The following is a 14,684-nucleotide window of genomic DNA, read 5'->3' as shown; positions in this document are numbered from 1 at the left end:
CGGATCGACGACCTCGTGGTGATCGGCGCGGGCCCGTACGGCCTGTCGATCGCCGCCCACGCGGCGGCAGCGGGGCTCGACGTACGGGTGCTGGGGCGGCCGATGGCCTCCTGGCGCGACCACATGCCCGGCGGCATGTTCCTGAAGTCCGAACCCTGGTCGTCCAACCTGTCGGCGCCGGACGGGCGGCACACGCTGGCCGACTACTGCGCCACCCGCGGAACAGTCACGGAACACGGCACTCCGCTGCCGATCGGCACGTTCAGTGCGTACGGGATGTGGTTCGCCCGGCAGGCCGCTCCCGAGGTGGAGGAGGTGACCGCCCTGGAGGTGACCCCGCAGGGCGACGGCTTCCGCGTCCGCACCGCCGAGGGCCCGCCCCTGCTCGCCCGTACGGTGGCCCTCGCGGTCGGGGTGATGCCCTTCGTCCGCCACCCCGAGGCGCTGCGGGAGCTGCCGCCCGGCCACTACTCGCACAGCAGCGACCACCACGACCTGAGCCGGTTCGAGGGCCGCGAGGTCGCCGTGCTCGGGGCCGGGCAGGCGGCCCTGGAGACCGCCACCCTGCTGGCCGAGCAGGGCGCCCGGCCCTGCCTGGTCGCCCGGCGCGCCCGGCTGAACTGGAACACCGTCCCGCAGCCCCTGGAGCGGCCCGCGCTGCGGGCACTGCGCGAGCCCCACAGCGGCCTCGGCACCGGCTGGCGCAGCTGGGTGTGGTCGGAGCTGCCCTGGGCGGTGCGCCGGCTGCCCGCGCCCACCCGGGAGCGAATCGCGGCGACCGCGCTGGGCCCGGCCGGCGCCTGGTGGCTGCGGGACCGCTTCGAGCGGCGGGTCCCCGTCCTGCTCGGGCACCGGCTGCACCGGGCGGTGGCGACGGGCGAGCGGACCCGGCTCCGGCTGACCACCCCGCAGGGGGAGTCCGTGGTGCTGGACACCGGGCACGTCATCGCGGCCACCGGCTTCGTCCCGGAACTGGCCCGGCTGGAGCTGCTCGACGCGGGGCTGCGGGACGCCCTGGAGACGGTGGGGGAGAGCGGGGCGCCGGAACTGGGCCCCGGTTTCGAGTCCTCGTGGCCCGGACTCTTCTTCGCGGGGCTGCTGACGGCTCCCTCATTCGGCCCTTCCATGCGATTCGTGCACGGCGCGGGCTTCACGGCGGGGAGACTGGTGAGAGGAGTCCTGGGGCGCCTCGGCGCCCCGGGTCCCCGGCCGGGTGCGCCCGGTGTCGCCCGGACGGACCGGGCTGCCTCCCCCGGGCCCGCTCCGGGGGTACCCCCAGGGCATCCGAAGACGTATCTGCGGTGAGATCCGCGGAGAGAGGGGTCCGTGATGAGCTCGGAGCGAGCACAGGGGCGCGGCTGGGTACGCATTCCCGCCAGCCGTGCGGAGCAGCCCGCCAGGGCCAGAGCCGCCGGGCACGACCGGCCCCCGTACGCGGGGCCGTACGCGGGTCCCTACGCGAGTGCCTCCCATGCCGACCAGCCCACGATCTACCTCTCCGTGGTCAAGCGCTGGCGGGAGGCCGGGCGCACCCTTCCGGGGCATCCTGACGAGGAGTGGGAGAGGCTGATCTCCCAGCCGTGCTGGCCCGGCCGTTAGGTGGTGTGGAAGGTGGCAGCGGCGGAACGCGACGGACCCGAGCCGGTCCGGCAGTCCCCCGGGACCGCGCCCGGGGAGCGGTTCGCGCTCAACGGCATGGGCAGCCTCGAATGGGATCTGGCTTCCGGTGCGGTGGTGCTGGACGAGGCCGCGATGGAGGTCTTCGACCTCGGGCCGGGGGAGTTCGACGGCACCGTGCCCGGTGTCGGACTGCGCGTCCCGCCCGAGGACGGGGTCCGGCTGACCGACATCATCGAAGGGGTCCTGGCGGGCAGCGCGGACACGTACGGCGCGTACTTCATGGTGCAGCGGCGCGACGGCCGCGACCAGTGGACGCACACCGCGGGCCGGGTGCTCCGGGACGGCTCGGGGCAGCCGGAGCGGATCGTGGGCATCGTCCGGGACGCGACCGCGGAGCTGGCCCAGGCGACGCTGCTGCGCAAGCTGGAGGCGGCCCGCGCCCAGCAGACGACGATCGTGCAGCGGACCACGGAGGCCCTGTCGCGGGCGGTGACGGTCGACGACGTCACGGCCGCGCTGACCGGAGCGGGCGCGCTGGAGCGGCTCGGTGCGGACGGGCTGGCCCTGGGGCTGGTCGAGGGCGGCAGCATCAAGATCATCGCGCTGAGCGGGGAGACGCTGGACATCCTGAGCGAGCGCCAATTCACCCGGTTGGACGGTTCGCTGCCGCTGTCGCAGGCGGTACTCAGCCGGCAGGCACGTTTCGTCACCTCGCTGAGCGAGCTGGACGGCGAGTTCCCGCTGCTGGCGGACTATTTGAGCCGGATCCAGTACGACGCGGCCGCCTACCTGCCGCTCATCGCGCAGGCCAAGGCCATCGGCGGGCTGGTCCTCTTCTACCGGCGGCGCAGCGAGTTCAGCCCCGAGGAGCGCAACCTCTGCCTGGGCCTGGCGGGCATCGTGGCCCAGTCCCTCCAGCGGGCGCTGCTCTTCGACCAGGAGCGGGAGTTCGCGACCGGCCTGCAGGCCGCCATGCTGCCGCGCCGGATCCCGGAGATCAGCGGCGGGGAGATCGCGGTCCGCTACCACGCCGCCTGGAGCGGGCGGGAGGTCGGCGGGGACTGGTACGACGTGATCGCGCTGCCCCGCGACCGCGTCGGCGTGGTGGTGGGCGACGTCCAGGGCCACGACACGCACGCGGCGGCCATCATGGGCCAGCTGCGGATCGCGCTGCGGGCGTACGCGGGGGAGGGCCATCCGCCGTCCACCGTGCTGGCCCGGGCCTCGCGCTTCCTCGCCGAGCTCGACACCGAACGCTTCGCCACCTGCATGTACGCGCAGGTCGACCTGGAGACGGGCGGCATCCGGGCGGTCCGCGCGGGTCATCTCGGCCCGCTCATCCGCCACACGGACGGCCGAACGGGCTGGCCCAAGGTGCGCGGCGGCCTGCCGCTCGGGCTGGCGTCGTTCTTCGAGCACGAGGAGTTCCCCGAGACCCGGCTCGACCTGGTCCCCGGAGAGACGCTGGTGCTGTGCACCGACGGCCTCGTGGAGGAGCCGGGCATGTCCATCGCCGTCGGAATGGACGCCCTCGCCCAGGCCGTCCGCAGCGGCCCCCAGGACGCAGGGGCGCTCGCCGACCACCTCTCGGACCGGCTGTGGGAGCGCTGGGGTTCCGGGGACGACGTGGCTCTGCTGGTACTGCGCCGGGCCCCCGACCCGGGCACCCACCGGGCGCCGCGCATCCACCAGTACGTCCACCAGGCCGACCCGGAAGGCCTCTCGGAGGCGCGCTACGCCCTGCGGCAGGCCCTGCGCGACTGGGGCATGCCGGAGCTCGCCGACGACGTGGAGCTGGCGGCCGGGGAGCTGCTGGTCAACGCGCTGCTGCACACCGACGGCGGGGCGGTGCTGACGATGGAGGTGCTGCCGGAGCCGGTCCGGCGGATCCGGCTGTGGGTCAAGGACCGCTCCAGCGTGTGGCCGCGCCGGCGCAGCCCGGGCGAGGCGGCCACCACGGGGCGCGGGCTGCTGCTGGTGGACGCGCTGGCCACGCACTGGGGCGTGGAGTCCCGGGGCGACGGCAAGGCGGTGTGGTGCGAGTTCGACGCCGGGGGCGGCCCCCGGCGCACGGGGTGACCAAGCGGTCACCCCGGGTTGTGGGGCGCCGGGGGCGGGGTGATGATGCGAGCCATGGAACGGATCGTGTTGTGCGCGGGCTGACCAAGGCGGCCGTGACGGGAGTCCTGGCCGCGCTCCTGCTCGTGGCCGGGGTGCCGGCCGTCGTGGACTGGGCGACGGGGCGGCCGCACGCGGACCCCGCATGCCAGTCGGTGGCCTTCATGTCGATGACGGACGTCGCCCCCGACTGCCGGTAGCGGCGGCTACCGGCTCCGGGCGCGTGTTCCGGGCCCGCCGCACGCTCAGTGCTCGCGGACCTCGACGTCCTTGCTGTCCCGGGCGACCGTGGCGATCGACTTCGGCATCAGGCCCGAGAGCTGGACCTCCTGGAGCTCGGCGGTGACCACCGCGTGCCCCGGGTGGACGTTCACGAAGGCGCCCGGGGCGTTGGCCACCCAGCGGCGCTCCTGGCCGTCGCAGACGATCTGCTCCGCGCCGATGCTCAGCCGGCCGCCGCCCTCCTGCTCGACGATCGCCTTGATCTGCATCGCCCCCATGGGTGACGCCTTCTCGCAGTGGTACATCCCGGAAAGGGTGACGGCGCCGTCGTGGGCGACGTAGGCGTCCTGTACGGAAATCCCCTGATTGAAAACGGTGGCGCCGGCCGGAGCGGTGAAAAGCGTGGTGGCGGCCAGCGCGGAGAAGGCCGCGAGGGGCATTCGGCGGGCGGAGATGCGCATTCATTCCTCCAGGTGAGTCGGACGGCGGGATTCCGCCGGAACGCATTGTGCTGGCAGCCGGGCGTACGCACTTGCTCCGCGCGCTCGTGTCGTTGTGCGCGATTTGCAGGTCGAGGGCGTGAAACTGACCGAAATACGTCCCAGAAGGGATCCCGCATGCGCCAGTCCGCCCTCCCCGGCCCCGCCTTCGCTCTTCGCCCCGTCCTCGCCGCCACCGCCCTCGTCCCGCTCCTCCTGTTCGGTTCCACGGGCTGCCAGAGCGCCCCCGAGGGAGCGGCGCTCGCCCCCGCCGCCGTGCCCGCGGTCCCGGTGGACGACGGGGCGCCGGGTGGTGACGCGCAGGCCCCCGTACGCCCCGGAGCCGCGCAGGCCCATGTGGGCGACCCCGTACGGGTGCACGCCCGGCAGGTCGGCCGGCACCTCCAGGTCGAGCTCGGGGCGTTCGTGGACCCGGCGATCAGCGTGGAGAAGAACTTCGTCCCGCCCGCCGGGAAGCGCTGGGTGGCCGCCTCGATGTCCTTCGTCAACGTGGGCGGGGCCTCGTACGGGGCTCTCGGACGCATGTGGGCGCACGACAGCGCGGGGCGGCGTCACCCGGTGGTGAAGACCGGCGAGCTGACGACCGGCAAACCGATCGTCTTCGATTCCCTGGAGGTCGGTGAGCGGGCCGAGGGGTGGGTCGTGTTCGAAATCCCGGAAAGCGCGCGCATTGTGCGGCTCCAGTACCAGGACGCGAACATGCAGGCGAATTCCGGAGAGGGATTCTGGGCTGTCTAGCCCGGCCGGGTGAAGGGCCGTGAAAGGCCCGGCGGAGAGACCACTAGGGTGCGCGCATGACTTCTACTCAAGCCGAAATCGACCGGTCCAAGCTCGGCACCCTTTCGGTGCTCGCCTGGATCGGAGACCCCGAAGAGGCGCACGACATCCCGTACCTCCTCGCCTACACCCTCGGTGACGGCCCGCAGGGCCGGGAGGCCGGCGAGGCGGCCGCCCGCGGGCTGCTGGAGGAGATCGGCCTGCCCATCGGCGACGTGGTCATGGACGGCACCCTCAAGGCGGCCACCTTCCCCGTGCAGATCCTGCTGGAGGGCAACCAGATCGCGCTCACCCTGCCCGGGATGAACGCGCGCTGCACCGCCCCCGACGAGTGGGTCGCCGCGGCCGACGAGAGCGGCCAGGCGTACTTCCTCTTCGCCACCCGTGCCTGGCCCGAGGCGGTCCCGGGCCAGCCGGTCGCCCCGGAGACCCTGCAGGCCTTCGCGGGCGACGAGTCGGTGCTCACCAGCAGCGCCCACTGCGTCCTCGCCGTGCGGCGCGTGCAGCGCTAGCACCGGGCGGGCGGTCCCCACCGCTCCGGCCGCCGGGCTCCCAGCCTGCCCGGTGGCCGGTTTCCCTGCCGGCTGCGCGGTCAGGGCCGTTCGAAGGCGAACTTCAGCGAGCGGACCCGGTTGTCGAAGTTCGACCCCGCCAGGTCCGGCAGCCCCACCGCCCGCAGCCCGACCGGCCGGGTCAGCAGCTCGCGGAAGAGCGCCTTCATCTCGACCCGGGCCAGGTGCGCGCCCAGACAGAAGTGCGGGCCGCCACCGCCGAACCCCAGGTGCGGATTGGGCGAGCGGGTGATGACGAAGTCGTCGGGCTCGGGGAAGACCGCCTCGTCGCGGTTGGCGGACGCGTAGTACAGGACCACCTTGTCGCCCGGCCGGAACACGTGCCCGCCCATGGTGTGCTCGGCGGCCACCGTCCGGCGGAACTGGATGATCGGCGTCGAGTGGCGGATCATCTCGTCCACCGCGCCGTCCGCGTACGCCTCGAAGTCCGAGAGCAGCAAGTCCCGTTGGTCCGGGTGGTCGGTCAGCAGGGTCAGCCCGTGGGTGATGGCGTTCCGGGTGGTCTCCACCCCGGCGACCATCAGCAGCGAGAAGAAGGCGCCGAGCTGGCGGGCCCCGAGGGCCTGGCCGTCGACGTTCGCGCACACCAGCGCCGAGATCAGGTCGTCGGTGGGGTTCTTGCGGCGCTCCCGCCCGATGCCCGCCACCATCCGCTGCATACGGGCGAGCGCGCGCAGGCCGCGCCCCGGCATCCGCAGCCGGGAGGCCAGGCCCCGCTCCACCCCGATGTTCTCGGAGGCATGGTTGACGCGGTCGGCGATCTCGGCACGGTAGTGCTCCGGGATGCCCATCATGTTGCAGATGACCTCAAGGGGCAGCCGGGAGGCCACGGCCGAGACGAACTCGTCGGGCTCCTCGGCCAGTACGTCGTCCACGATGCGGGCGGCCACGGCGTGGATGTCGGCCTCGGCGGCGGCCAGCAGGCGGGGTGTGAAGGCGCGCTGCACGATCTTGCGCAGCTGGGCGTGGTCGGGGCCGTCCAGATTGACCATCGAGTCCCCGAAGAGGGCCCGCACCCAGCGGGCCGGCTCGGGGGTGGTCACGCCGGGGGCGCTGGCGAAGACCTTCGGGAGCCGGCTGGCCTCCTGCACCTGGGCGTGGCGGACCAGGGCCCAGTGGCCGGGGCCGGATCCCTCGGGGACGTGGACCGGGCCGTCGGCCGCACGCAGCCGGGCGAAGGCGGCGAGGCGGTGGGCGGGGGGCTGCTGCCAGAAGCCTGGCTCGGCCAGCTCCCTGCCGGGGTCGGTGCCGTGGCGTTGTGCCGGGAGTGTCAAGGCAGGGCCTCCAGTCGGTGCGCGTCGTCCTGCGCTGGAGAACGGCGGCGGGGGCACGGGAGTGACGGCCCGGCGGGTGCGGGGTGCGGGTCCGAGCGCGGGTGCGGGTGAGGGCCGGGCCGGGACGCGGGTCCCGGTGCGGCGCGGGGCCTGCGGGGACTCAGCCGGCGGTGGCGGCGCCCGCGGCGGCGCGGGTGGACAGGGCCAGGCCGACCGCCACCGTCAGCACCCCGACCAGGCCCGCCCACAGGACGGCGCGAGTACCCGTCCAGGTGCAGGCCAGCATCACGAGGGCTGACACCGGCAGGACCAGCTGCTGGGCGAGGCCGCGCTTGAAGTGGCGGGAGTGCAGCAGCCACACCATCAGCAGGAACAGCGCGGTCGGGACCATCACGGAGGCGTTCGCGGCGACCTGGGAGATGTGCGCCTTGCCCACCGCGTGCTCGACGGCGACCTCGATGCCGGCGCCGATCGCCGCGCCCGAGGCGAAGATCAGCAGGTGTCCGTAGCCCCACGGGATGGCCTCGCGGTTGGACTGCAGGTGCTGGTGCATCGGTACCGCGAAGTAGATCCACCAGGCCGCGAAGACGATCAGCAGGCCGCCCGCCGCGATGAGCAGCAGCTGATCCAGCGCCTCGTTCTCGTCGATCCCGGACTTGACGGCCACCGTGGCCGCGGCGATCGTCTCGCCGAGCACGATGATGGTGAACAGCCCGTAGCGCTCCACGATGTGGTGGGCGTGCCAGGGCGTCTGGTGCCCGCGCTCGGCGATGACGGGAACCGCCAGCTCGGCGACGAGCAGGACGAGGAACAGCCAGCGCTTCATGTCGTCCGGGACGAACAGCAGCCCGATCCAGCCCAGCTGACAGACCACCAGTCCGGCCGCGTACTTCAGCGCCGACGTCCGTGCCGCGCCCTGCTCGCCGGAGGCGGCGCGCAGCCACTGCGCCGTCAGGGCTACGCGCATGATGATGTAGCCGGTGACGGCGACCGCCCAGTCGTTGTCGTCGAAGGCCCGGCTCACCCCGGCCGCATACACGAGCACGCCGGCGATCTGCATGAGCGTCGCGATCCGGTACGGGACGTCGTCCACGTCGTAGGCCGAGGCGAACCAGGTGAAGTTCATCCAGGCCCACCACACGCCGAAGAATACGAAGAAGTAGCCGACGACCCCGGCACCGGGATGGCCCTCCGCGAGTGAGTGCACCAGCCGGGCACCCGCCTGCGCGATGGCGACGACGAAGCAGAGGTCGAAGAACAGCTCCAGCGCGGTGGCGGCGCGGTGGGGCTCGGCGGGGCTGCGCGCGGTCATGGGGGAGTAGGCCATACCGGCCAGGAGACCAGAGGGAGGGACCTCCGGCAGGCCGGACGCGCGGCCCGTACGGCCCGTGTGCCCCGGGCGGATGCGCGGCCCTGAAGCAGTCGGAGAGGGAGGCGGCGCCGTCACCGGCTCCCTCTCCGACTGCCTGGCCGTGTGCCGGTGGTTCTATGCCCGCAAGGGGGCCGAGGCGCCCAGCCGAGCCGGGCCGGGGGCCGGGCGGGACGGGCCGAGGGCCGGGCAGGACGGGCCGAGGGCCGGGACGGCGGCCGGGCCGGCCGTACCCTGGAGGCATGAGCAGCACCCCCGCCCCCGAGCCGCAGCCCTCGCGTCCCGCCCCCGAGGCCGACCAGCCCCGCCCGAAGCCGAGGCTGGTCTTCGACGATCCGCTGGACCAGCAGTCCTCGGACGACACCGACCGCGGCTGGGGCGAGCGGCCGCCCGCCGGCGGAAGCGCGGCCGACCTGGCCCGCTTCCTCGACGAGAAGCCCCCGCACCACATCTGAGCGGCCGAGATGGCCGGACAGGTCAGAACCGGTCGTGTGAACCCGTCGGGCCCGCGCCACCGCCGCGCTGTGCGACCAGGGCGTCGCGGATCTCCTTGAGGACCTCCAGCTCGGTGATCTCCATGGTCTCCTGGACACCCTGGCGCGCCTTGCGGCGGGCCTCCTGCTTGGCGAGGTACTTCGCCATCGGCAGCACCATGAGGAAGTACACGACCGCGGCGGTGATCACGAAGGTCAGCGTCGCGTTCAGCACCGAGCCCCAGAGGATCTCGACACCCGTCGCCTGACCGTTCGCGCCGATACCGCAGGGTGCCTTGAGGCAGGACTTGTAGCCGTCCAGGCTCTGCGTGCCCACCGCGCCCACCACCGGGCTGATGATCCCCTTGACCACCGAGTTCACGATGTTCGTGAATGCGGCGCCGATGACCACGGCCACCGCCAGGTCGACCACGTTGCCGCGCATCAGGAAGGCCTTGAAGCCCGCCAATACGCTCTCCTTCTTCTTCTCGCTCACGACTGAGCCTTTCTTCACAAGTGCCTAACATGGAGCCAACGGTTCCGAAAGCTACGGCAGTCCGGGCGCGCCGTGTCCAATCGGACCCCACCCCAAGGTGACTTGCCCCTCTCTTTGTGCGAATCAGCACAGTGTCACCGCCAGTCGCGTCGTGGCACCCGCGCCCACGAGAACCCGAGCGGTGTCCCGCGGCACGGACAGCACCACCAGCGCCCCGCCGTCCGCAACACCCTTGTCGGGGTCGGGAACTTCGGCAACCCGCGCCCCTGCGGCCACCACCCTGGGCGAGCCGGTCCGCTCCGCCGCGACCACGTCCACCCGGTCCCCGGGCCGCAGCAGCCGCACCGTAGCCGCGTCCGCGATGCGCACCGGAGCCGACACCATCCGCACCGCGGGGGGTGGCGCCGCACTCCGCGCCACCCGCGCCTCGGGCGGGGCGGCGCCCCGGGAGGCCTGCGCCTCCGTCCCGCCCACCGCCAGCGCCGCCGCCACGACGGCCAGCGCGGCCGAGGCGGCCCGCCGCCGGCGCCGCAGAGCCCGGCGCAGCCGGTCCCCGCCCCGTCCGACGCGAAGCGGCGGGAACGGCGGGACCGGGCGGGCGGGGGGACATACGGAGGAGGGAGCCGAAGAGGCCGTGGAACAAAGGGACATGACGAACACCACCAGACGGAGTGAGAAGCCGAGCCCGGACCCCTCGCCCGGACACCTCCCACGATCCGGCCTTCCGGGAAATCCCGCCGGAGCCTGTGGACGGTCCCCGGCCTGTGGACAACCCCGTCACCCCCAAGGGTCAACCAGCGGCCCGCGCCACCCGCCGCACCGCCGCCACCGGGTCCGCCGCCCGGCTGACCGACCGGCCCACCACCACGTGCCTGTCCCCGGCCGCGAAGGCCGCCCGAGGCGTCCCCGACCGGGCATGCCCGCCCGCCGCCCAGCCCGCCGCACCGCCCGAAGCCCCCTCAGGCTCCAGGGTCACGACCGGCGTGGGAGAGGTCCGTGGTCACGCCGTCGTGGTCGGGTCAGTGCCCGGTCCGGGCCCGGCAGGCCTCGGCGAAGCCCTGACTGGTCAGGCCGAAGGCGCTGTTGACGCGCGAGCGCCAGTTCTCCAGCGCGACCATCGCCGTCAGCTCGACGAACGCCTCCTCGCCGAGCCGTGCGATCAGCTCCCGCGCGAGCTCGTCCGTGACCGTCGGCTCGGTCTCCGTCATGGCCTCGGCGTACTCCATGACCAGGAGCTCCAGCTCGGTGAACACCTCCCGGGCCTCCCGCCACCGCGGCACCCGTTCGATCTTCTCCGTCGCCAGCCCCAGCTCGTGGCCCTCCCAGTAGCCGAAGTCCATGCACCACGAGCAGTTGACGCGGGCCGCCGACGCCATCACCGCGAGGTGCTTCAGACCGGGGTCCAGCGCCTTCCACTTCGCCGCGCTCCGCTCCAGGCGGACGTAGGACAGGAGCACGCGCGAGTGGTGCCCGTACGCCTGGCCGGGCTCGAGCACCTTGCTGTAGGTCCGGCGCGAGTACCAGGAGCCGATGCGCATGAGGAGGGTGCGGGGCGGGGTGAGCGAGATACGCGGCATGACAGTCATCTCCCGGGCTGGGGCGGTCTTGTTTCCGCCTTCACCAAGGAGGACAGGACAGCCGGGCCGGATGTGACAGCCTGCCGCTACGGGTTTTCCCCGCCGCCCGCCCCGGGGGCTATTCCGAGCGCGCCGAGGAGCCGGTCCGCGAGAGTCTCCGCGAAGGCCTCGGAGCCGGTGAGGGCGGCCCGGATCCCGTCCGGTTCGGCGGTCAGCCCGCCGGCCTGAGACCAGTCGAGTGCTCCCACCAGGGCGGGCTCGACGGGGAACCGGTCGAGGGGTATGTCGTAGCCCACGGCCGTCTTCCGGTTCAGCAGTGCCCGCCAGTGGCCCCCGGCGAAGGTGGCCGCCTCGACGAAGCCGACATCGCTGTCGAGGTACGCCACGGTGAGCACCGGCGCCCCGGTCCGCCGCGCCAGCGCCGCGGCGCCGCCGTCCGGCTGGTCGGTGTAGTACAGCGTCGACCAGCCGTCGCTCAGCTCCTCGTCGCCGTCGACGCCGCGGAACCCGGCGCCCGCCGCGAACTCCCGCAGCTCGCTCACCATGGCGCGCGCCACGGCCATCCCCCCGAAATTTGCCATGCGGGAAGGCTAGGAGAGAGGACTGACAATCGGGGCCACTGACAATCGGGGCCACTGAGAATCGGAGCCGCGGACACGCGGCCGGGCGGGTTACGGCAGCTCGATGCCCAGGTCCCAGCCGTCGTGCGCGTGCGTGCACAGGCAGTCCCGGGACTCCGTGGCCGGCAGGGCCGCCACCGCGTCGAAGAGGGCCTCGCGCAGCCGCCCGACATTCTCGCCGAACACCTTCAGGACCTCCGTGTGGGAGACCCCCTCGCCGGTCTCGGCGCCCGCGTCCAGGTCTGTGACCAGCGCCATCGAGGTGTAGCAGAGCCCCAGCTCACGGGCGAGGACCGCCTCCGGGTGGCCGGTCATGCCGACCACCGACCAGCCCGCGGCCGCGTGCCAGCGCGACTCGGCGCGCGTCGAGAACCGCGGCCCCTCGATGACGACCATGGTGCCGCCGTCCACCGGCTCCCAGTCGCGTCCGCGGGCCGCCGCCAGTGCCACGGACCGGCCGACCGGACAGTAGGGGTCGGCGAAGGTGGTGTGCACGACGTTCGGAACGCTGCCGTCCGGCAGCGGCTCGCCGTCGAAGAAGGTCTGGGCGCGGGACTTCGTACGGTCGACCAGCTGGTCGGGAACGAGCAGCGTGCCCGGGCCGTATTCGCTGCGCAGGCCGCCGACCGCGCACGGGCCGAGCACCTGGCGGACCCCGACCGAGCGCAGGGCCCACAGGTTGGCCCGGTAATTGATCTTGTGCGGCGGGACGGTGTGGCTGCGCCCGTGCCGGGGGAGGAAGGCCACCTGGCGCCCGCCCAGCTCACCCACGTACAGGGAATCGCTCGGGGGTCCGTACGGGGTCTCCACCTCGATCTCGGAGACGTCCTCCAGGAAGGAGTAGAAGCCCGAACCGCCGATGACACCGATCTCTGCGTTCACCATGCGGTCCACCCTAAGGCCCTGCCGCGGGCATGCCGAAGGCCCCGCTGCCGCTGGGGCGGGCGGGGCCTCGGTGAGAAGCGATCAGGCGGCCGACGTGGAACTGCTGCTGCTCGACGAGCTCGACGACGTCGAGGAGGACGAGGCGGCAGGAGCGGCGGCAGCGGTCGACGTCGAGGACGACGAGGAGCCGGACGACGGCTTCGAGGCAGGGGTGCTGCTCGACGACGCGCCACGGCTGTCGTTCCGGTAGAAACCGGAGCCCTTGAAGACGATGCCGACCGCGGAGAACACCTTCTTCAGGCGTCCGTCACAGCTCGGGCACACGGTCAGTGCGTCATCGGTGAACTTCTGCACGGCCTCAAGGCCCTCACCGCACTCGGTGCACTGGTACTGGTAGGTCGGCACGAATTTCCTCCTGGCACTCTGACTCAATGAGTGCTAACGACGCTCCATGGTGACGTATTCCGGCGGATCAGTCCACCGTCACCGGCACGCGGTGACCCATCCCACGCTCGTTCACCCGGTTACGGGAGGTCGGCGAGGCGGTGCTGCGGGCGGTCACCTGCGTCTTCGCGGCGGCCTGGGAAACGATCTGGGACGCGACCTGGGACGCGGCCTCGGGCACGGTCCCGGTCTCGGGCGCCGTCTCCTGCGCGGACGCGTTCACGATCCGGCTCGGAGCCTTCGGGGTCAGCTTCGCCCGCAGCGACAGCAGCGCGGCCAGCGCGAGCGCGGTGGCGCCCATGGGCACCAGGAACCCGAACGAGGACCCGTGCGTGTCGGTGAGGCGGCCGGCGAGGATGACGGCGATGGCCTGGCCGAAGGCGATCGAGCCGGTCAGCCAGGTGAAGGCCTCGGTCCGGGCGCCCGCCGGGACCAGCTGCTCGACCATCGTGTAGCCGGTGATCAGCGCCGGGGCGATGAACAGGCCGACGACCAGGCCGAGCGCGCCCAGCAGGATCATCGAGTTCGCCGCCCACAGGACGGAGGCGGCGGCGGTGAGGCCGATGTAGCCCAGGATCAGCCGACGACGCGGGCCGATCTTCCAGGCGATGGCGCCCATGGCGATACCGGCGGTCATGTTGCCGGCGGCGAAGACGCCGTAGAGCAGGCCGTTGGCGCCGGGGTTGCCGATCTCGTTGGAGAAGGCGGCGAGCGAGACCTGCATGCCGCCGAAGACGGCGCCGATCCCGAGGAAGGCGAAGACCAGGACGCGCAGGCCCGGGAAGGACAGCGCGAAGGCGCGCTTCTCACCGGTGACCGACGGGGCGTGCGCCTTGGGCTGGCTGGCCCGCTGGGCCGCGAAGAGCAGACCGCCGAGCAGGCTCAGCGTGGCCTCGGTGACCAGGCCGGCCGCCGGGTGGATACCGGTGCACAGCGCGGTCGCCAGGACCGGGCCGACGACGAAGGTGAACTCGTCGGTGACGGACTCGAAGGCGGCGGCCGTCGACAGCAGGGGCGAGCCCTCCAGCTTGGCGGCCCAGCGCGCCCGGACCATGGGTCCGACCTGCGGCACCGAGGCACCAGTGGGTACGGCGGCCAGCGCCAGCGCCCAGACCGGCGCGTCCAGCAGCGCGAGCGCGGCCAGGCCGGTGACGGCGGCGGAGTGCGCGAGGACCACGGGCAGCAGGACGGCGGTCTGGCCGAGGCGGTCGGTGAAGATGCCCATCAGCGGGGCGGACAGTGCCATGGAGATACCGGTGACGGCGGCGACGATGCCGGCGCTGCCGTAGGAACCGGTGGTGTGCTGGACCAGCAGCAGGATGCTGATGGTCAGCATGCCGAAGGGGAGTCGCGCTGCGAAGCCGGGGAGTACGAAGCCGAGGGCACCGGGAGTGCGCATGAGCTGCCCGTAGCCGGGGCGGGCGGACGTGTCGGTCGTGACCGCGGATGTCACGGCCTTGCCTTTCCGCTGCCTGGTAGAGCTTCCCCGTCTGCGGACGGTGCTTCGCCTTGTGAGCGGCCGCACCCGTACATGTGGGAGCCCCGAGAGCTGTCCTCTTGCGCAGAACCGAGTGATACCTGGGCGCCCACTGCGGGTGGTGCCACGGCCGCTTTGCGGTCGCGCCAGCTCTGCGTCAGGCAGAGTTGGTTCGATCTGGTGTGCCTTCATCGTACAGGGAAAGCCACTACCACGCCCTGTGAATTCGGTGACAGGGGGTGTCTTCACCTGGGATTAAC

17 protein-coding genes are annotated in these 14,684 nt (G+C 72.8%); 7 read left to right on the top strand and 10 right to left on the bottom strand.

Annotated features, from left to right (window positions below):
- Positions 1–3: 3 nt before the first annotated feature.
- The 4 genes from ACIQZO_RS32920 to ACIQZO_RS32905 all read left to right on the top strand — a co-directional run bounded on the left by ACIQZO_RS32920 (position 4) and on the right by ACIQZO_RS32905 (position 3,938).
- A complete protein-coding gene (locus tag ACIQZO_RS32920) occupies positions 4–1,305 on the top strand; it encodes an NAD(P)-binding domain-containing protein (RefSeq protein WP_403633449.1) in 1,302 nt (433 codons plus the stop codon).
- Positions 1,306–1,329: 24 nt separating this feature from the next.
- Positions 1,330–1,599: a hypothetical protein gene (locus ACIQZO_RS32915; protein ID WP_403633350.1), complete on the top strand. Its 270-nt coding sequence runs from the start codon at positions 1,330–1,332 to the stop codon at positions 1,597–1,599.
- Positions 1,600–1,611: 12 nt separating this feature from the next.
- The gene (locus ACIQZO_RS32910; protein ID WP_403633348.1) at positions 1,612–3,699 is read left to right on the top strand and encodes a SpoIIE family protein phosphatase; all 2,088 of its coding nucleotides are present in this window, start codon (positions 1,612–1,614) and stop codon (positions 3,697–3,699) included.
- Between the two features lie 71 nt (positions 3,700–3,770).
- A complete protein-coding gene (locus ACIQZO_RS32905; RefSeq protein WP_159061886.1) occupies positions 3,771–3,938 on the top strand; it encodes a hypothetical protein in 168 nt (55 codons plus the stop codon).
- Positions 3,939–3,983: 45 nt separating this feature from the next.
- Here the strand turns inward: ACIQZO_RS32905 and ACIQZO_RS32900 are convergent, their stop codons facing one another.
- Entirely contained in the window at positions 3,984–4,421 is a 438-nt protein-coding gene (locus tag ACIQZO_RS32900; RefSeq protein WP_403633346.1) for a DUF6299 family protein, read from the bottom strand.
- A 156-nt stretch (positions 4,422–4,577) separates the two neighbouring features.
- On the opposite strand from ACIQZO_RS32900, the gene ACIQZO_RS32895 reads away from it, so the two are divergent.
- Both ACIQZO_RS32895 and ACIQZO_RS32890 read left to right on the top strand, forming a co-directional pair.
- Positions 4,578–5,198, top strand: coding sequence for a hypothetical protein (locus ACIQZO_RS32895; protein WP_403633343.1), 621 nt, complete (start codon positions 4,578–4,580; stop codon positions 5,196–5,198).
- Between the two features lie 56 nt (positions 5,199–5,254).
- Entirely contained in the window at positions 5,255–5,749 is a 495-nt protein-coding gene (locus ACIQZO_RS32890) for a DUF5949 family protein (protein ID WP_403633340.1), read from the top strand.
- Positions 5,750–5,829: 80 nt separating this feature from the next.
- On the opposite strand, the gene ACIQZO_RS32885 is transcribed toward ACIQZO_RS32890, so the two are convergent.
- Positions 5,830–7,083: a cytochrome P450 gene (locus ACIQZO_RS32885; RefSeq protein WP_403633338.1), complete on the bottom strand. Its 1,254-nt coding sequence runs from the start codon at positions 7,081–7,083 to the stop codon at positions 5,830–5,832.
- A 160-nt stretch (positions 7,084–7,243) separates the two neighbouring features.
- Positions 7,244–8,410, bottom strand: a complete 1,167-nt coding sequence (locus tag ACIQZO_RS32880) for a low temperature requirement protein A (protein WP_403633336.1) — start codon at positions 8,408–8,410, stop codon at positions 7,244–7,246.
- Between the two features lie 284 nt (positions 8,411–8,694).
- On the opposite strand from ACIQZO_RS32880, the gene ACIQZO_RS32875 reads away from it, so the two are divergent.
- Positions 8,695–8,907, top strand: coding sequence for a hypothetical protein (locus ACIQZO_RS32875; protein WP_403633334.1), 213 nt, complete (start codon positions 8,695–8,697; stop codon positions 8,905–8,907).
- A gap of 22 nt (positions 8,908–8,929) precedes the next feature.
- Here ACIQZO_RS32875 and mscL read toward each other — a convergent pair whose 3' ends face one another.
- The 7 genes from mscL to ACIQZO_RS32840 all read right to left on the bottom strand — a co-directional run bounded on the left by mscL (position 8,930) and on the right by ACIQZO_RS32840 (position 14,400).
- Positions 8,930–9,421, bottom strand: a complete 492-nt coding sequence (gene mscL, locus ACIQZO_RS32870) for a large conductance mechanosensitive channel protein MscL (protein ID WP_403633331.1) — start codon at positions 9,419–9,421, stop codon at positions 8,930–8,932.
- A 123-nt stretch (positions 9,422–9,544) separates the two neighbouring features.
- On the bottom strand, positions 9,545–10,072 hold the full coding sequence (locus tag ACIQZO_RS32865) for a hypothetical protein (protein WP_403633328.1): 528 nt from the start codon (positions 10,070–10,072) through the stop codon (positions 9,545–9,547).
- Positions 10,073–10,440: 368 nt separating this feature from the next.
- Positions 10,441–10,998, bottom strand: coding sequence for a carboxymuconolactone decarboxylase family protein (locus ACIQZO_RS32860; protein ID WP_403633325.1), 558 nt, complete (start codon positions 10,996–10,998; stop codon positions 10,441–10,443).
- A gap of 86 nt (positions 10,999–11,084) precedes the next feature.
- On the bottom strand, positions 11,085–11,579 hold the full coding sequence (locus tag ACIQZO_RS32855) for a hypothetical protein (protein ID WP_403633322.1): 495 nt from the start codon (positions 11,577–11,579) through the stop codon (positions 11,085–11,087).
- Between the two features lie 90 nt (positions 11,580–11,669).
- Positions 11,670–12,503 carry an S-methyl-5'-thioadenosine phosphorylase gene (locus tag ACIQZO_RS32850; protein WP_403633320.1) on the bottom strand — a complete coding sequence of 278 codons (834 nt, stop codon included), beginning with the start codon at positions 12,501–12,503 and terminating at the stop codon, positions 11,670–11,672.
- A gap of 81 nt (positions 12,504–12,584) precedes the next feature.
- The gene (locus ACIQZO_RS32845) at positions 12,585–12,908 is read right to left on the bottom strand and encodes an FmdB family zinc ribbon protein (protein WP_150257790.1); all 324 of its coding nucleotides are present in this window, start codon (positions 12,906–12,908) and stop codon (positions 12,585–12,587) included.
- Between the two features lie 67 nt (positions 12,909–12,975).
- On the bottom strand, positions 12,976–14,400 hold the full coding sequence (locus tag ACIQZO_RS32840) for an MFS transporter (RefSeq protein WP_403633317.1): 1,425 nt from the start codon (positions 14,398–14,400) through the stop codon (positions 12,976–12,978).
- Between the last annotated feature and the right edge of the window lie 284 nt (positions 14,401–14,684).

The sequence above is a fragment of the Streptomyces sp. NPDC097617 genome (assembly GCF_044761485.1).
GTDB lineage: Bacteria > Actinomycetota > Actinomycetes > Streptomycetales > Streptomycetaceae > Streptomyces.
The sequence above is the reverse complement of the archived record's forward strand: the minus strand, read 5'-3'. Positions and strand labels throughout refer to the sequence as shown.